Source organism: Aureimonas sp. AU40 (assembly GCF_001463785.1).
Lineage (GTDB): Bacteria > Pseudomonadota > Alphaproteobacteria > Rhizobiales > Rhizobiaceae > Aureimonas.
In genome coordinates, this window is the sequence record NZ_BBWL01000002.1 from 57,647 (window position 1) to 74,354 (window position 16,708).

General features: G+C 68.6%; 13 protein-coding genes. 9 read left to right on the top strand and 4 right to left on the bottom strand.

Going from position 1 to position 16,708, the window contains the following annotated elements; genetic code table 11:
- Nucleotides 1-373 precede the first annotated feature (373 nt).
- The gene (locus AUL32_RS01030) at nucleotides 374-1,039 is read left to right on the top strand and encodes an HAD family hydrolase (protein WP_082659056.1); all 666 of its coding nucleotides are present in this window, start codon (nucleotides 374-376) and stop codon (nucleotides 1,037-1,039) included.
- A 9-nt stretch (nucleotides 1,040-1,048) separates the two neighbouring features.
- Here AUL32_RS01030 and AUL32_RS01035 read toward each other — a convergent pair whose 3' ends face one another.
- From AUL32_RS01035 to puuE, 4 genes are all read right to left on the bottom strand, one after another.
- Nucleotides 1,049-1,816: a class I SAM-dependent methyltransferase gene (locus AUL32_RS01035; protein ID WP_062111032.1), complete on the bottom strand. Its 768-nt coding sequence runs from the start codon at nucleotides 1,814-1,816 to the stop codon at nucleotides 1,049-1,051.
- Nucleotides 1,813-4,428 carry a membrane-bound PQQ-dependent dehydrogenase, glucose/quinate/shikimate family gene (locus tag AUL32_RS01040; RefSeq protein WP_062111033.1) on the bottom strand — a complete coding sequence of 872 codons (2,616 nt, stop codon included), beginning with the start codon at nucleotides 4,426-4,428 and terminating at the stop codon, nucleotides 1,813-1,815. The genes AUL32_RS01035 and AUL32_RS01040 overlap by 4 nt, the downstream gene beginning before the upstream one ends.
- Before the next feature lie 318 nt (nucleotides 4,429-4,746).
- Nucleotides 4,747-5,241 (bottom strand): ureidoglycolate lyase, encoded by a 495-nt coding sequence (locus tag AUL32_RS01045; RefSeq protein ID WP_062111034.1) that lies wholly within the window; start codon nucleotides 5,239-5,241, stop codon nucleotides 4,747-4,749.
- Nucleotides 5,238-6,683, bottom strand: coding sequence for an allantoinase PuuE (puuE, locus tag AUL32_RS01050; protein ID WP_062111035.1), 1,446 nt, complete (start codon nucleotides 6,681-6,683; stop codon nucleotides 5,238-5,240). The genes AUL32_RS01045 and puuE overlap by 4 nt, the downstream gene beginning before the upstream one ends.
- A 173-nt stretch (nucleotides 6,684-6,856) precedes the next feature.
- Here puuE and uraH point away from each other — a divergent pair, with 173 nt between their 5' ends.
- Genes uraH through AUL32_RS01090 form a run of 8 tightly spaced genes read left to right on the top strand, consistent with a single transcriptional unit; the run spans nucleotide 6,857 to nucleotide 16,698 of the window.
- Nucleotides 6,857-7,228, top strand: coding sequence for a hydroxyisourate hydrolase (uraH, locus tag AUL32_RS01055; protein ID WP_062111036.1), 372 nt, complete (start codon nucleotides 6,857-6,859; stop codon nucleotides 7,226-7,228).
- Between the two features lie 6 nt (nucleotides 7,229-7,234).
- Nucleotides 7,235-8,677 (top strand): xanthine dehydrogenase small subunit, encoded by a 1,443-nt coding sequence (xdhA, locus tag AUL32_RS01060; protein WP_062111037.1) that lies wholly within the window; start codon nucleotides 7,235-7,237, stop codon nucleotides 8,675-8,677.
- Complete coding sequence (gene xdhB, locus AUL32_RS01065; RefSeq protein WP_156421272.1) at nucleotides 8,677-11,079, top strand: xanthine dehydrogenase molybdopterin binding subunit; 2,403 nt, start codon at nucleotides 8,677-8,679, stop codon at nucleotides 11,077-11,079. Before xdhA ends, xdhB begins: the two co-directional genes overlap by 1 nt.
- Nucleotides 11,076-11,939: a xanthine dehydrogenase accessory protein XdhC gene (gene xdhC / locus AUL32_RS01070; RefSeq protein ID WP_062111038.1), complete on the top strand. Its 864-nt coding sequence runs from the start codon at nucleotides 11,076-11,078 to the stop codon at nucleotides 11,937-11,939. Before xdhB ends, xdhC begins: the two co-directional genes overlap by 4 nt.
- A 19-nt stretch (nucleotides 11,940-11,958) precedes the next feature.
- Nucleotides 11,959-13,485 (top strand): ABC transporter ATP-binding protein, encoded by a 1,527-nt coding sequence (locus AUL32_RS01075; RefSeq protein WP_062111039.1) that lies wholly within the window; start codon nucleotides 11,959-11,961, stop codon nucleotides 13,483-13,485.
- Nucleotides 13,485-14,666 carry an ABC transporter permease gene (locus tag AUL32_RS01080; protein WP_244497585.1) on the top strand — a complete coding sequence of 394 codons (1,182 nt, stop codon included), beginning with the start codon at nucleotides 13,485-13,487 and terminating at the stop codon, nucleotides 14,664-14,666. Before AUL32_RS01075 ends, AUL32_RS01080 begins: the two co-directional genes overlap by 1 nt.
- Nucleotides 14,663-15,586 carry an ABC transporter permease gene (locus AUL32_RS01085; protein ID WP_061974214.1) on the top strand — a complete coding sequence of 308 codons (924 nt, stop codon included), beginning with the start codon at nucleotides 14,663-14,665 and terminating at the stop codon, nucleotides 15,584-15,586. Before AUL32_RS01080 ends, AUL32_RS01085 begins: the two co-directional genes overlap by 4 nt.
- 26 nt (nucleotides 15,587-15,612) lie before the next feature.
- A complete protein-coding gene (locus AUL32_RS01090) occupies nucleotides 15,613-16,698 on the top strand; it encodes a BMP family ABC transporter substrate-binding protein (protein WP_062111040.1) in 1,086 nt (361 codons plus the stop codon).
- Nucleotides 16,699-16,708 lie beyond the last annotated feature (10 nt).

Genomic DNA, 16,708 nt, shown 5'->3' on the forward strand with positions numbered 1-16,708 from the left:
ACCCTCGGTCCCGGCATCGCTGCTGCGGGCCCTCGCCGTGGCCATCACCGGGGTGTCATTGGCCCGCAATGCGTCTGGTTTATCGAATGAACCGAGCCGGCTTGTGCTCTGGCCTGAGATGTCTGCCCAAACCTCACGGGGCCGACCGCCCTACACTTGGGGAGGGGAGGTTAGCCAAAGGCAGGGCGCTACACTCTCTTATCCGCCGCGCCTCGTTCCAACGCCGCCGGACGAGAAACCCTTCGCCTATGGCACCCCACCGCCTAATGAGACTGCGTGCCCGCAAAGCATGGCGTTCGCCGTAAAACCTCCTGGCAAAACGCGGGAGATTTGGTGAGAACGTGCCTGGACCCTTGGGAAGAAAGAACCGCCCGTGACCGCAAGTGCCGCTCCCGCTTTGCCCGCTGCCGTGATCTTCGACATGGACGGGCTGCTGTTCGACTCGGAGATTCTCAGCCGCGACGCCTTTCTTTCCGCGTCCGGCGAGATCGGACGGGCGGCGAGCGAGGCGGATTTCCTCGTCATGGTCGGCCGGCCTTGGACGATCAACCGCGTCTATCTTCAGGACTTCTTCGGGGAGGCGCAGGATATCGAGGCCTTCGGCGCGGTTTGGCGCCGGCACTATGTCACGCTCAAGGCAACGCTGGCGCTGAAGGCGGGGGTGGTGGAGTTTCTCGACCATCTCGACGCGTTGAAGATTCCGCGCGCCATCTGCACCTCGTCCGTCCACGAGGACGTCGCCTTCAATCTGGCGCTGCACGGGTTGGCGCATCGCTTCGACGCGGTGATCGCGAGCGGCGACTATCCCAAGGGCAAGCCGGCGCCCGACCCGTTCCTGCGCGCGGCGGAAGTTCTCGGCGTCGATCCCAGTGAGTGTCTGGCGCTGGAAGACTCGCACAACGGCGTGCGCGCGGCGGCGGCGGCCGGAATGCGAACGGTCATGGTGCCCGACCTCCTGCCGGCCACCGACGAAATCCGCGCCCTTTGCCGGCTCGTCGCGGCCGACCTGCACGAGGTCCGCACGCATCTCACCCCCTAAGGGCGGCTGTCAGATCGCTCGCGCCTGATAAGCGCTCGTCACATAGGGAACGGTGATCTCGTCACGGTCTGCCGTTTCCGGCGTCTCGGCCAGGAGACGGCGCAGGCGGTCCGCCACCGCTTCCTGCTCCTCGGCGGGCAGGGCGGCGACATAGCTGACCGACAGGCAACGATCGACCACCACGCGCTCGGGCGGGCCGACCTGCTCGTTGCGCAGTTGCGTTTCCGCCAGCGGGCCGAAACCCTCGGCTGGGAAGAGCGCTCGCCACGCGCCACTTTCGTGGCGCGGCGTGTCGCCGGCCAGCCCCCGCATGATGTCGCCCAATTGGTGCAGCCAGGGCACGCTCTCGTCACGCATGTTCCAGATGAGGATGAGCGAGCCGCCGGGCCGCAGCACGCGCCGAATCTCGGCCAAGGCGCCGCGCGTCGCGAACCAGTGGAAGGACTGCGCGCAGCACACGGCCGAAAAGGCCGCGTCCTCGAAGGGGAGGGCGTCGGCCACGGCATCGATCACCGGCACGCCGGGATGGGCGGCGGCAAACCCCTCGCGCATGGCGGCCACCGGCTCGGCCGCCACCACGCTCGCCCCGGTGGCGAGGAGGAGACCGGTGAACTTGCCCGTGCCGGCGCCGAGATCGAGCACCCGCTCGCCCGGCGCGATGCGCTGGGACAGCCAGCCGGCAAGCGCCTCTGGATAGCCCGGGCGGCCCCTGGCATAGGTCTCGGCGGCGCGCGAATAGCCCTCGCGCGCCGCCTCGTGGACGCCTTGTCCGCTCACTGCGCCTTCGGCAGCGCGTAGGCGATCACGCTGTCCCCCCGCTTGGTGCCGAGCGAGCCGTGGCCGCCGGCCACCACCAGCACATACTGCCGTCCGTCGGCGCCGCGATAGGTCATGGGCGTCGCCTGACCGCCGGCCGGCAGGCGCGAGCGCCAGAGTTCCGCGCCGGTCGTCACGTCGTAGCCGCGCACATACTGGTCCAGCGTGCCGGACAGGAAGGCGACGCCGCCCGCCGTCATGACCGGGCCGCCGAGATTGGGCACGCCCATGCGGAAGGGTATCATGGGCACGGGCGCGGCGTCGCGCACGGTGCCGTTCTTGTGCATCCAGGCGACTTCGCCAGTCGTCAGATCGACGCCCGCGACATTGCCCCAGGGCGGCGCCTGGCAGGGCAGGCCGAGCACGGAGGTGAAGGGCCGCAGCTTGACGGCGTAGGGCGCGCCGAAATTCTCGTTCAGAGCCGGCAGGGCGCCCTCGGGCTTTTCCTTGTTCACCACCAGCGTCCGGTCCTGCGGGCGCGGCACGAGGGTGGAGAGGAAGGCGAGATGGGCCGGCGTGCCGAACAGGACGCCGCGCTGCGGATCGACCGCCACGGAGCCCCAGTTGAAGACGCCGAAATTGCCGGGATAGATGATCGAGCCTTCCAGCGAGGGCGGCGTGAAGCGCCCGTCATAGCGATAGGAATGGAAGGCGATGCGGCAGAAGAGCTGGTCGAACATGGTCGCGCCCCACATGTCGCGCTCGCGCAGCGGCTTGGGATCGAAGCTGACCTGCGAGACCGGCTGCGTCGGCGCGGTGTGGTCGGGCGCGACCGCGCCGCCCGGCGCCGGCTTCTCGCGAACGGGCAGAACGGGCGTGCCGGTGCGCCGGTCAAGCACGAAGACCTCGCCCTGCTTGGTCGGCTGAACGAGCGCGGGCACGCTCTCGCCGTTGATCGGCAGGTCGATCAGGCTGGCCTGCGAGGGCACGTCATAGTCCCAGAGATCGTGATGCACGGTCTGGAAGTGCCAGCGGACCTGACCCGTGCGGATGTCCAGCGCGACGACCGAGGAGGAATAGCGCTCGACATTCTCCGAGCGGTTGGCGCCCCACTGGTCCGGCGGCTGATTGCCGAGCGGCACGTAGACCATGCCGAGCGCGGGGTCCGCGCTCATGATCGACCAGGAATTGGGCGAGTTCGGCGTGTAGGTCCGGCCGTCGCCGATCGGCGCCGTGTCGGTCGGATTGCCCGAATCCCAGTTCCAGACGAGATCGCCGGTCGTGGTGTCGAAGGCGCGGATGACGCCGGAGGCCTCGGCGGTCGAGACATTGTCGAGCACCGTGCCGCCGACGATCACGAGATTGTCGGCCACGACCGGGGGCGAGGTGGAATAGTAGGAGCCCGGATTGACGTTGGGCATCCGGTTCCAAAGATCGATCTGCCCGTCGCCGCCGCCGAAATTCGAGCAGACATGGCCGGTCTCGGGATCGAGCGCGATGAGGCGCGCGTCCGCCGTCGGCATGAAGAGCTTGGCGTCGCAGACGGCCGTCTCGGCATTTGCAGCCGCCACCGGCAGGCCGGGATCGGCCGAGCCGGCGGTCTGCTGGGTGGGCGCGCCTTCGGTCGAAGCTCCGCTTGCGCCGCGTTCCTGCGGCGCGGTCAGTCCGCCTTGTGCGGCGAGTTCGGAGGCCGTGCCGGCAGGGGCGTTCGGGTTTTCGGCGACGTTGGCCGGGGCCGGCTGCGCGGCGGCTTGAGCGCCGTTGGCGGAGCCGGGTGGCTGGTAGGCAAGGCCACGGCAGGTCAGGTGCTGGAGCGCCAGAGCGCCTTGGATGCGCGGGTCGTAGCGCCAGACCTCAGTGCCGGTCGTGGCATCGAGCGCGATGACGCTCTGGTGCGGCGTGCAGAGGTAGAGGCGCTCGCCGATCTTCAGCGGCGTCACCTGGAAGGTGGTCTCGACGGGGTCGCCGGGCTGCGGCAGGTCGCCGGTGTGGAATTGCCAGGCTTCTTCCAGGTTCGAGACGTTGGCCGGCGTGATGTCGGCGAGCGGCGACCAGCGCTGGCCGGCCTGAGTGCGCCCGTAGGCGTGCCATTCGCCCGCCGGAATGCCCGACGCGTCGGCAGAGATGCGGGTGCGAACGCCCGGCAACTCGCCCTCGATCCGGTGCAGATCCACGAACCAGGACGTGACGGCAACGGCGACCGCCACGACCAGCGAGCCGCTGAGCATGGCGCCGGTGCCGCGAAGGGCCGAAGGGGGCGTAAAGGCTCGCCCGTCCAGCGCGTCCGCCACGCTGCGCCGGCCGAGCTCGCGCGTCACGAAGGGCAGGAGCAGCACGGCGCCGAGCACGAACACGACGTCGCCGCGCGCCGCCAGCGGCCACCAGTCGAAGCCGACCTCATAGAGCGCCCAGATCAGCGTGCCGAGAACCAGAAGCGCATAGACCGCCAGCGCTTCCGGCTTGCGCCGGTAGAGAAGAATGGCGGTGGAGAGGAAGAGGACCGAGGCGACGAGATAATAGGCCGAGCCGCCCTTCAGGAGGAGCCAGGCACCGCCCGCGAGCAGTGCCAGGCCGAACACGGCGAGGAGGATGGAGAGAACGACAAGGGCAGGTGGGGGAGAGCGGCCGGGCATGGTCGGGTTCCTTCGCGGCGACGACTGGTGCGAGATGTCGCGCTGCGAAAGGGCTTCAAGCCAAAACCTCATGCAAACGGGAAGATTAGGTCTGACCCGGTCGAATCTCAGTGAGAAATACTTTGCCCGGGGGGAGCAATGGCTCTGCGGAGGGGAGCCAAAGAAGCTGGAGCGGACGCCTTTGCCGGCTAAGCCCTGCGGGACGCCATGCCGTCCCTGGCGCAGACGAGCGGCAGTGCCTTCTCGATGCGCGCAAGGTGTCAGGCTCGATCGGCGCCAACGGCGCACAGGCGCCGTCGAACCGACCGAAGCGAGGCGCTAGATCGGATCGACGCGCAAAGGCTCGGGCAGAAGGAATTCCACGAGATTGCCGCCCGTCCCGCCGCGATCCACCACCAGAAAGTCCGACACGTCCTCCAGCGCGATCAACGGATGGTGCCATGTGCCCTTGGCATAGGACACGCCCTGCCGGCCGCTCGCCAGAAAGGCCACGGGCTCGCCGGGCTGGCCGTCCCGGTCGGGCGCGACGACAACGAGATAGGGCCGACCCTCCAGCGGCATGAAGGCCTGGCTGCCCAGCGGATGGCGCTCCAGCATGGAAATCTCCAGCGGCAGGGAGAAGGGCTTGCCCCGGAAGATCGAGATCAAGGCGTGGCCGCCGCCCGAGGCCACGTCCACCGGCGCGATGTCGTGGAAGCGCGTCGTCGTGCCGTTGTTGATAAGGCGGATCTCGGTGGAATTGTCGGGCTCGATCACTTCGCCGAAGGGGCGAAAGCTGTCGGCTTCGAGCGGGCGGGGCGAAAGGCACTTCATGACGCGGCCCGCTCTCCCAGGATCGCGGCGATGCGCAGGCGGGCGATCTTTTCGACCTCTCGGAAGGCGGCGGCAAATTCCTGCGTCTCGCCGTTTTCCACCCGCCTCTCGAAGGCGGCGAGGATGTCGTGCTTGGAAAGGCCGCGCACGGCGATAATGAAGGGAAACCCGAAGCGCTCGGTGTAGCGTCCGTTGAGGGCGGTGAAGCGCTCCAGTTCGTCCGGCGTAAGCTGGTCCAGCCCGGCCGAGGCCTGCTCGGCCGAGGACTCGGCGGTCAGCCCGCCGGCCAGCGCCAGCCGACCGGCGAGATCGGGATGGGCGCGCAGGACGGCGAGGCGCTCTGCATGGCTCGCGCGGCGGAACGTGGCGGCGAAGGCGGCGGAAAGGCCAGGGGCCGTGTCGTGGGCCGGGCCGATGCCGCGATCCAGAACCCGCTCGGCCAGATAGGCCGAGTGCTCGAACACGCCGCCGAACATCCGCAGGAAGACCGCGCGCTCCAGCCGGCTCGGCTGGATCGACGGGCGATAGGGGAAGTGCTCGCGCCAGTGGCGGGCGATGTCGGCGCGCGTCGCCACCCAGACGTCGGGCTTGGACTGGATATAGTCGAGGAAGCGCGCGAGCGCCTGCGCCCGGCCGGGGCGGCCGACCAGTCGGCAATGCAAGCCGACATTCAGCATCTTCGCCTGGCCCTCGCCTCCCTCGGCATAGAGGCAGTCGAACGCGTCCTTCAGATAGGTGAAGAACTGCTCGCCCGTGTTGAAGCCCTGGGGCGTGGCAAAGCGCATGTCGTTGCTGTCCAGCGTGTAGGGCAGGATCAGGAGCGGCTTGGTGCGCGTTTCCTGCCAATAGGGCAGATCGTCGGCATAGGCGTCGGAGGCGTAGAGGAAGTCGCGCTCGGCGGCGAGTTCCAGCGTGTGCTCGGAGGAGCGGCCGGTGTACCAGCCGAGCGGCGCCTCGCCCGTCGCCGCCTCGTGCAGCGCCAGGGCTTCGTCCATGTCGGCGCGCTCGGCCTCGATCGTGTGATCGCGATAGTCGATCCATTTCAGCCCGTGCGAGGCGATCTCCCAGCCGGCTTCCTGCATGGCGGCGACCTGTTCGGGGCTGCGCTCCAGCGCGGTGGCCACGCCATAGACGGTCACCGGCAGCTGGCGCTCGGTGAACATCCGCCAGAGCCGCCAGAAGCCGGCGCGCGCGCCGTATTCGTAGATCGATTCCATGTTCATGTGGCGCTGCCCGGGCCAGGGCGCGGCACCGACGATCTCCGACAGGAAGGCCTCGGAGGCCTTATCGCCGTGGATCACGGCGTTCTCGCCACCTTCCTCGTAGTTCACTACGAATTGCACGCAGATCCTGGCCGGGCCGGTGCCACCGGGGTTCGGCCAGCGCGGATCGGGGGTGCGGCGTCCGTATCCGAGCATGTCGCGGGGATAGGCTGTGGTCATGGCGCGGCTCTCCGGTCTCAGGCGTCCCTTTCGGATACGACGATCCACCGCCGATTTCCATGGCCGTCCGGGCGCGGCATCGTTCCCTGGAATCGTTCCGAGACTGGACGAGGGCGCCCGAAGCGGTGCAGACTGATTGACCGGATGGTCAAGACCGAAGGACCCCTCGATTCATGACAGTCAACGACGCGCCGGCCGGCCGGCTGACGACGCATGTCCTCGACACGGCGCGCGGCGTGCCCGCGAGCGGCCTGGAACTCGTGCTCCACCGTGTGGAGGGCGACCGGCGCGAGCTGGTAGTGGAAACGCGCACCAATGCTGACGGGCGCTGCGACAAGCCGCTTCTGGAGGGCGAAAGCTGCCGGCCCGGCGTCTACGAGTTGACCTTCTTCTGCGGCCCCTATTTCGACGGAAACGGTACTTCGCTGCCGGCGCCGAAATTCCTGGACGACGTGGTGATCCGCTTCGGCGTGGCCGAGACGCGGCATTACCATGTGCCCCTTCTCATCTCGCCCTTCGGCTATTCCACCTATCGCGGGAGCTGAGACACGATGAGCGAGGCGATCCGCTTTCTCCTGAACGGCGAGGACCGCAGCGTCGAGGGCCTTATGCCCACGACCACGGTTCTCGATTATCTCAGAGGCCCCGCCGAGCGGCTGACCGGCACGAAGGAAGGCTGCGCGGAGGGCGATTGCGGCGCCTGCACGATCCTGATCGAGGAGCCGGACGGGGAGGGCGGCCTGCGGCGCCGCGCCGTCAACAGCTGCATCCTCTTCCTGCCGGCGCTGCACGGGCGCTCGGTGGTGACGGTGGAGCATCTCGGCCAGGGCGGGCCGCACCCGATCCAGAGCGCCATGGTGGAGCGGCATGCCAGCCAATGCGGCTTCTGCACGCCGGGCTTCGTGATGCAGCTTTATGCGGGCTGGCGAACCGGCGCGCTCGGTGATCGCCAGTCGGTGAAGGACCTCGTGTCCGGTAATCTCTGCCGCTGCACCGGCTATGGGCCGATCGTGGATGCCGGGCTCGATCTCGCCAAGCAGCCGCTGCCCGATACGGCGAGCGCGGACGCGGGAATCGCCAAGCGGCTGCGCGCGGCGCGCGGCGAAAGCGTCTTTCGCTACGAGGCGGAGGGCCGGCTCTGGCTCTCGCCCGGCAATGTGGACGATCTCGCCGACTGCTATGCCGCGCATCCCGACGCCACGCTGGTCGCGGGCGCCACCGATGTCGGGCTCTGGGTCACCAAGCAGCATCGCGACCTGCCGGTGATGATCGACGTTTCGCGCGTCGAGGACCTTCGTCATGTCGAGGAAGGGCCGCATTCGCTCTTCTTCGGCGCGGGCGTCACGCATGCTGAGGCGCGGCTGCGGCTAGCCGAGATTCATCCCGATCTCGGCGAGGTCATGCGCCGCTTTGCCGGCTATCAGATCCGCAACACCGGCACAGTCGGCGGCAACATCGCCAATGGCTCGCCGATCGGCGACCTGCCGCCCATGCTGATCGCGCTGGGCGCCAACCTCTTCCTGCGCCGGGGCGACGATATGCGGACGCTGCCCTTGGAAGAGTTCTTCATCGCCTATGGGAAGCAGAACCGCGCGCCCGGCGAGTTCGTCGCCGCCGTCGAGGTGCCGCTTCTGAAGGAGGACGAGCGCTTCGCCGCCTACAAAATTTCCAAGCGGCAGGATTCCGACATTTCCGCCGTGCTCGCCGCCTTCAAGCTCACGCTCGAAGACGGCGTGGTGAGCGAGGCGCGCCTTGCCTTCGGCGGCATGGCGGGAACGCCGAAGCGGGCGATCGCCGCCGAGCGCGCGCTGACCGGCCGACCCTTCGACGCTGAGGCCGTGGCGCTTGCGGGCGGGGCGCTTCGCGAGGATTTCCAGCCGCTGGACGACCTGCGCGCCAGCGCCGACTATCGGCTTCTCGCCGCCGCCGGATGCCTGGAGCGCTTCCGGCTGCAACTCGCCGGCGTCCCGACCCGCATCGACGAGGTGGCGTGATGGACGAGACCCGCATTCAGGACCGGGGCGAGGCGGGCACGGTCGAGCCCACCGTGCTCGGCGAAGCTCCGCCCCTGCAACAGACGCGTCTCAAGGGCGGCGTCGGCCAGCCGATCCGCCACGACAGCGGCGCCAAGCACGTCTCGGGCGAGGCGCGCTATCTCGACGACGATCCCGAGCTTCCGGGCACGCTGCAGGTCTTCCTCGCCATGAGCCCCAAGGCCCATGCGCGCATCTTCTCCATGGACTTGGCTCCCGTGCGCGCCGCGCCGGGCGTCGTCTGCGTCCTGTCGGTGGAGGACGTGCCGGGCATCAACGACTATTCCCCCGTCTTCGGCGACGATCCGATCTTTGCCGACGGGCTGGTCAGCTTCGTCGGCCAGCCGCTTTTCGCCGTGGCCGCCAGCAGCGTGAAACAGGCCCGCGCGGCGGCCAAGCTCGCCGTGGTTTCCTACGAGGATCTGCCGGCGGCCGTGACGCTGGACGAGGCGATCGCGGCGGCCGACAATGTCGGCGAAGACCTTCTCGCGCCGCACGAAATGCGCCTTGGCGACTTGGACGGCGCTCTCGCCGCCGCGCCGCATGTGGTGGAAGGCCGGGTCGAGACCGGCGGGCAGGACCATTTCTACCTCGAAGGCCAGATCGCCTATGCCTGGCCGCAGGAGGACGGCGACGTGGTGGTGCGCTCCTCCACTCAGCATCCTTCCGAAGTGCAGCACAATGTCGCCAAAGCCATCGGCCGCGCCGACCATGCGGTGACGGTCGAGGTGCGGCGCATGGGCGGCGGCTTCGGCGGCAAGGAATCGCAGCCCGCGCTCTTTGCCAGCGTCGCCGCGCTCGTAGCGCTGAAGACCGGCCGCCCGGCCAAGTGCCGGCTCGACCGCGACGACGACATGGAAATGACCGGCAAGCGGCACGAATGCCGCACCGACTACCGCGTCGGCCATGACGGCGAGGGGCGGCTCTTCGGCGCCGAGTTCCGGCAGTTCATCCGCTGTGGCTATTCGAAGGATCTGTCGGGCGCCATCGCGGACCGCGCGATGTTCCATGCCGACAACGCCTATGATCTGAAAACCGCCCATATCCATTCGCGCCGGTTGAAAACGCACACGGTCTCCAACACGGCCTTTCGCGGCTTTGGCGGGCCGCAGGGCATGGTGGCGATCGAACGAGCGATGGACCGGATCGGCTTCGATCTCGGCCTCGATCCGCTCGACGTGCGCAAGCGCAATTTCTACCCCGCCATGGGCAGCGCCGAGCCGGGCGTGACGCCCTATCGCCAGAGCGTCGAGGACAGCGTCATCGCCGAGATCGTGGAGGAACTGGAAGCCTCCTCTCACTACCGCGCCCGTCGCGAGGCGGTGCGGGCCTTCAACGCGGCGAGCCCGGTGCTCAAGAAGGGCCTCGCGCTGACGCCGGTGAAGTTCGGCATCTCCTTCACCACCTCGCATCTTAACCAGGCCGGCGCGCTGGTGCATGTCTACAAGGACGGCTCGGTTCACCTGAACCACGGCGGCACGGAAATGGGGCAGGGCCTCTTCACCAAGGTCGCGCAGGTCGTGGCCGAGGAATTCCAGATCGACGTGGACAAGGTGAAGATCACCGCGACCACCACGGCCAAGGTGCCCAATACCTCGGCCACCGCCGCCTCCTCCGGCTCGGATCTCAACGGCATGGCCGCGCAGGCCGCGGCGCGCACGATCAAGGAGCGGCTGGTGGCCTTTGCCGCTGATCGCTACCGCGTCAGCCCGGAGGCGGTCGAGTTCCTGCCGAACCGGGTGCGGATCGGCTCCCTGGAAAAGCGCTTCTGCGACCTCGTGGGCGAGGCCTATCTCGGCCGCGTCTCGCTCTCTTCCACCGGCTTCTACGCGACCCCCGGCATCAGCTACGACCGCGACACGGCGAGCGGCAAACCCTTCTATTACTATGCCTATGGCGCGGCCTGCGCCGAAGTGGTGATCGACACGCTGACCGGCGAGAACCGCCTGCTGCGCGCCGACATTCTCCACGATGTCGGCCAGTCGCTGAACCCGGCGGTCGATCTCGGCCAGATCGAGGGCGGTTTCATCCAGGGCATGGGTTGGCTCACCACCGAAGAGCTGGTTTGGGACAAGGCGGGGCGGCTGCGCACCCATGCGCCGTCCACGTACAAGATCCCGACCGCCAACGACCGGCCGGACGATCTCCGCATCAAGCTCTGGGACAAGGGCCGCAACCCGGCCGCCACGGTCTTCCGCTCCAAGGCCGTGGGCGAGCCGCCCTTTATGCTGGCGCTCTCGGTCTTCTCCGCCTTGACGGACGCGGTGCTGGCGGCCGGCGAAGGCCGGCGCTTCCCCGCGCTCGATGCCCCGGCGACGCCCGAGCGAATCCTTTCTTCCGTGCGTGCGGTGCGCGCCGCATGAGCGCTCTTCCCGCCCTTCGCGCCGCCCTGGCCGAGGGGCGGCCCGCCATCTTCGTGCGTGTCGACACGGCGCGCGGCTCCACCCCGCGCGAGGTCGGCGCCTTCATGCTGGTAACGGTGGACGATGCCAGCGGCACGGTCGGCGGCGGCGCGCTGGAGATGGAGGCGATCGTCGAGGCGCGCCGGCTTCTGGCGGCCGGCGAAGCGCGGAGTGATCTCGCCATCCCGCTCGGTCCGGCCATCGGCCAGTGCTGCGGCGGCCATGTCGGGCTGGGCCTGCGCCGGCTCGACGCCGCTCTGCTCGCCGAGATGGAAGCGCTGGAGGCACGGGAGAGAGACGCCTGGCCGAGCGTTTTCCTGTTCGGCGCCGGCCACACCGGCCAGGCGCTGGCCCAGGCCCTTGCACCGCTGCCGCTGCGCACGATCGTCGTCGACACGCGGGCCGACCGGCTTGCCGCCTTGCCCGCCGGCCCTGAGCGCCGCCTGCGCGCGCTGCCCGAGGCCGAGATTGCTGGTGCGCCCAAAGGCTCTGCGTTCGTGGTGATGACGCATGACCATGCGTTGGATTTCCTGATCGCGGCCGAGGCTCTGCGGCGCGCGGACGCCGCCTATGTCGGCATGATCGGCTCGGCCACCAAGCGCGAGACCTTTCGGCGACGCTTGACGGAAGCGGGAGGGGGGGCGCTCGCGGCCCGCCTCACCCTGCCGATCGGCGGCGCTAGAGTGCGCGACAAGCGGCCGGCGGTGATCGCCGCTTTGGCGGCTGCCGAAATCTTGACCGCGATCCTATCGACGGCTGAGGAAAACCGCTGCTCAGGCTTTGCGCTTGTGCAAAACGAGTGCAATAACCCAGATGGTTGAATCGCGTCGGACCTCTTCCATGTCGCCTCGTCTTGAGCTTCAGTCCGTTTCGAAGCGCTTTCCGGGCGTGGTGGCGAACGACGACATCTCCTTTTCCGTCGCCCCCGGCGCCATCCATGCGCTGCTCGGCGAGAACGGGGCCGGCAAGTCCACGCTGGTCAAGATCATCTACGGTGTGCAGGGCGCCGACGAGGGCACGATCCTGTTCGACGGGCGCCCCGTGCGCGTCGGCTCACCGCGCGAGGCCCGGCGCCTCGGCATCGGCATGGTGTTCCAGCATTTCTGCCTGTTCGAGGCGATGACGGTGCTGGAGAACATCGCGCTCGGCATGGACGATCCGCCGCCCCGCCGCGAGCTGGAAGCGCGCGTGCGCGAGGTGATGACCAGCTACGGGCTCGCGCTCGACCCGCATCGCGAGGTCCACACGCTCTCGGTCGGCGAGCGTCAGCGCATCGAAATCGTGCGCGCCCTGCTCGGCCGGCCCAAGCTCCTGATCATGGACGAGCCGACCTCGGTCCTGACGCCGCAGGAGGTGGAGGCGCTCTTTGCTGTGCTGCGCCAGCTGCAGGGCGAGGGCTGCTCGATCCTCTATATCTCGCACAAGCTGGACGAGATCCGCACGCTCTGCTCGACCGCCACCATCCTGCGCGGCGGGCGCGTCGTGGGCACCTGCGATCCGCGCGAGGAAACCGCGCGCTCCATGGCCGAACTGATGATCGGCGGTTCGCTGAAGGCGCTCTCGCAAAAGCCCGCGAGCAGCGCCGGGGCCGAGCGTTTCACGGTTGCCAGCCTGTCCGCCCCCGGCCTGCCGCCCTTCGGTACGAGCCTGAAGGAGATCGGCTTTTCCGTCCGCGCGGGCGAAATCCTCGGCATCGCGGGCGTCGCCGGCAACGGGCAGAACGAGCTTCTGGAAGTGCTGTCCGGCGAGCGAACGGCCGGCGTTTCCGGCCGCATTGCCATCGACGGACGCGAACTCGGCCAAGCCGGCGTCTCAGCGCGGCGCCGGGCGGGACTCGCCACCGTGCCGGAAGAGCGCAACGGCCACGCCGCCGTGCCGGACATGACGCTTGCCGAGAACGCCATTCTTTCGGCCCGCGCCCGTAAGGGGCTGGCCTCAGGGGGCCTCCTGCGCACCGCAGCCGCGAGCCGTTTCGCCGAGGGGGTCATCAAGAGCTTCGGCGTCAAAGCGACGGGGCCGCGCGCCGCCGCGCGTTCGCTCTCGGGCGGAAATCTGCAGAAATTCATCATGGGCCGCGAGATCGGCCAGGAGCCGACCGTGCTCGTCGTCTCGCAGCCGACCTGGGGCGTCGATGCGGGCGCCGCCGCCTTCATCCGGCAGGCGATGATCGACCTCGCTGCGCGGGGCGCGGCCATCGTCGTGGTCAGCCAGGATCTCGACGAGCTTCTGGAACTCTGCGACCGGCTGGCCGTGATCAACGAGGGGCGCCTGTCGCCCGCGATGGAGGTGAAGGGCATTTCGATCGAGCGCGTCGGTCTCCTGATGGGCGGCATCCATGGCGAACCCCATGCGGAGGTCGCCGCCTGATGGCTCTGCGCTTCGTTCCCCGGCGCGAGCCGAGCCGCACCATGCTCTTCGCGACGCCCGTGCTCGCGGTGATGCTGACGCTCGTTGTCGGCGCCGTGGTGTTCACGCTGCTCGGCTATGACGGGTTCGGCGCCGTGCGCGAGATCTTCGTCACACCCTTGTTCAACCCCTATCGCTGGCAGGACCTTCTGGTGAAGGCGGCGCCCTTGGCGCTGATCGCCGTCGGCCTGTCGGTCGGCTTTCGCGCCAATGTCTGGAACATCGGCGCCGAGGGGCAGTACGTCATGGGTGGGCTGGCCGGCACCGGCGTCGCGCTTCTCACGCTCGAGATGACCGGCCCCTGGATCCTGCCGCTCATGGTCGTGGCCGGCATCGTCGGCGGCGTGGTCTGGGCGGCGATCCCCGCGCTTCTGCGCACCGCGCTCGGCGTCTCGGAAATCCTTTCCAGCCTGATGCTGAACTACGTCGCGATCCAGATTCTCTATTATCTCATGCGCGGCCCGTGGAAGGACCCGATGGGGTTCAACTTCCCGCAGACCGCCATGTTCTCGGCCGACCAGACCCTGCCCTTCGTCGTGCCGGGCACGCTGATCCATCTCGGCATTCCCGTGGCTCTCGCTGTGGCACTGGCGCTCTGGTTCGCCGTGTCGCGCACGGTGGCGGGCTTTCAGGTCCGCGTCGTCGGCCTCAGCCCGCAGGCGGCGCGCTATGGCGGCTTTCGCGAGAACCGCGTGGTCTGGATGACGCTGGCGCTCGGCGGCGCGCTGGCCGGGCTCGCCGGCATTTTCGAGGCGGCAGGACCCTTCGGCCAGATGGTCCCCGCCTTTCCCGTGGGATACGGCTTCACCGCCATCATCGTCGCCTTTCTCGGCCGGCTGCATCCGATCGGCATCGTGCTGGCCGCGCTGGTTCTGGCGCTGACCTATGTCGGCGGCGAAAGCGCGCAGACCGCGATCGGCCTGCCTGCGGCGGCGATCGGCGTGTTCCAGGCCATGATGCTGTTCTTCCTGCTCGCGGTGGACGTTCTGGTGCGCTACCGGCTGGCGCTCGGCGGCTCCGGCGGCTCCGGCGGGCTAGGCGGCCCCGCCCCCGCGACGCTGGCGCCCCCGGCGGGCGCGGCGACCCTGCCCGAAGCCCACCTTTCCCAGACGAAGAACGCGAAGGGCGAGGTGACAGCATGAACGAAGCGCTCGTCGTCGCCATCATCGTCGCCATCGTCACCTCCGCCACGCCCATCCTGATCGCGGCGCTGGGCGAACTCGTGGTGGAGAAGTCGGGCGTCCTCAATCTCGGCGTCGAGGGCATGATGCTGATCGGCGCCGTCACCGGCTTCATCGTGTCGGTGACGACCGGCGTGCCGGCCCTGGGCGCGCTCGGCGGCATGGCCGCCGCCGCCGCTGCCTCGCTGATTTTCGCTTTCCTGACGCTGACCCTCACCGCCAACCAGGTCGCGACCGGTCTGGCGCTCACCATCTTCGGCACCGGCGTCTCGGCGCTCGCCGGCGCCTCCTTCGTGGGCATCACCACGCCGATCTTCGGCCCGGTCTTTCCCGCTTCGCTCAGCACCGATCCGATCTGGCGCGTCCTGTTCGGCTATTCGCCGATCGTCTACGCCTCCTTCGCGCTGACCTTTGCGGTCTGGTGGTTCCTCAAGCATTCTCGTGCCGGCCTCGTGCTGCGCGCCGTGGGGGAGAGCGACGCCTCGGCCCATTCGATCGGCTATCCCGTTCTCAAGGTGCGCTATTGCGCGGTGCTGTTCGGCGGCGCCATGGCGGGGCTGGCCGGCGCCTACTATTCGCTGGTGCTGACCCCGATGTGGGCCGAGCGGCTGACCGCCGGGCGCGGCTGGATCGCCATCGCGCTCGTGGTCTTCGCCTCCTGGCGGCCGGGCCGGCTCCTGCTCGGCGCCTATCTCTTCGGCGCCGTCATCACGCTGGAACTGCAGGCCAAGGCGGCCGGCTGGTCGCTCTTCGCGCCCGAGTTCCTGACCAGCCTTCCCTATCTGGCGACGATCCTCGTTCTCGCCCTCATCTCGGGCCGGGCGCGCACCCGCAGCGCCGCGCCCGCCTGCCTCGGCAAACCCTTCCGGGCCTCGGCCTGACCCCGCACCATCGCAAGGAGTGTTCGATGATCCTTCTCAATCGCCGTCAGGTTCTTCTCGGGGGCGCCGCGCTCGCCGCCACGCTGGCGATCGGCGCGCCGGCCTTCGCCCAGGTGAAGGACCGCCCGGTGAAGGCCGCCTTCGTCTATGTCGGCCCGATCGGCGATTTCGGCTATTCCTTCGCCCATGACCAGGGCCGCAAGTATCTGGCCGAGAAGCTCGGGGACAAGGTGACGACCAGCTTCGTCGAGAACGTCGCCGAGGGCCCGGATGCCGAGCGCGTCATCCGCCAGCTCGCGCAGGACGGCAACGACATCATCTTCGCGACCTCGTTCGGCTTCATGAATCCGACGCTGAAGGTCGCCAAGCAGTTCCCGAACGTGAAGTTCGAGCACGCCACGGGCTACCAGACCGCGCCCAACATGAGCGCCTACAATTCGCGCTTCTATCAGGGCCGCGCCGTGCTCGGCACGATCGCCGGCATGATGTCGAAGTCGGGCAAGGCCGGCTACGTCGCCTCCTTCCCGATCCCCGAAGTCGTGATGGGCATCAACGCCTTCACACTCGCCGCCCGCAAGGTGAACCCGAAGTTCGAAACGCAGGTCGTCTGGGTCAATTCCTGGTACGATCCGGCTAAGGAAGCGCAGGCCGCCTCCGCCCTGTTCGACCAGGGTGCCGACGTCATCACCCAGCACACCGACTCGCCCGGCCCGCTGCAGGAAGCCGAGAAGCGCGGCGCCATCGCCTTCGGCCAGGCCTGGGACATGACGAACTTCGCGCCCAAAGCCCACATGACGGCGATCGTCGACCAGTGGGGCCCGTACTATGTCAGCCGCGTTCAGGCGGTGATGGACGGAACCTGGAAGCGCAGCGACGTCTGGCTCGGCATGAAGGAAGGCGAGGTCGAGATGGCCCCGTTCAACGCCGCGATGCCGGACAACGTGAAGGCTGCCGCGCAGAAGATCGTCGACGAGACCAAGGCCGGCACGTTCGAAATCTTCACCGGCCCGATCAAGGACCAGTCCGGCGCCGAGAAGATTGCCGCCGGAACGGTCGTTCCCGACGCCGACCTCCTGAAGATGGACTGGTACGTCGAAGGCGTGCGCAACTAATCGCCACGGC

Excerpts from the sequence above, each read along its gene's own strand:
- xdhB (WP_156421272.1), top strand. The coding sequence starts at position 8,677 with ATGGACGAGACCCGCATTCAGGACCGGGGCGAGGCGGGCACGGTCGAG.
- uraH (WP_062111036.1), top strand. The coding sequence starts at position 6,857 with ATGACAGTCAACGACGCGCCGGCCGGCCGGCTGACGACGCATGTCCTC.
- xdhA (WP_062111037.1), top strand. The coding sequence starts at position 7,235 with ATGAGCGAGGCGATCCGCTTTCTCCTGAACGGCGAGGACCGCAGCGTC.
- xdhC (WP_062111038.1), top strand. The coding sequence starts at position 11,076 with ATGAGCGCTCTTCCCGCCCTTCGCGCCGCCCTGGCCGAGGGGCGGCCC.
- AUL32_RS01090 (WP_062111040.1), top strand. The coding sequence starts at position 15,613 with ATGATCCTTCTCAATCGCCGTCAGGTTCTTCTCGGGGGCGCCGCGCTC.
- AUL32_RS01085 (WP_061974214.1), top strand. The coding sequence starts at position 14,663 with ATGAACGAAGCGCTCGTCGTCGCCATCATCGTCGCCATCGTCACCTCC.
- AUL32_RS01075 (WP_062111039.1), top strand. The coding sequence starts at position 11,959 with ATGTCGCCTCGTCTTGAGCTTCAGTCCGTTTCGAAGCGCTTTCCGGGC.
- AUL32_RS01045 (WP_062111034.1), bottom strand. The coding sequence starts at position 5,241 with ATGAAGTGCCTTTCGCCCCGCCCGCTCGAAGCCGACAGCTTTCGCCCC.
- AUL32_RS01080 (WP_244497585.1), top strand. The coding sequence starts at position 13,485 with ATGGCTCTGCGCTTCGTTCCCCGGCGCGAGCCGAGCCGCACCATGCTC.
- puuE (WP_062111035.1), bottom strand. The coding sequence starts at position 6,683 with ATGACCACAGCCTATCCCCGCGACATGCTCGGATACGGACGCCGCACC.
- AUL32_RS01040 (WP_062111033.1), bottom strand. The coding sequence starts at position 4,428 with ATGCCCGGCCGCTCTCCCCCACCTGCCCTTGTCGTTCTCTCCATCCTC.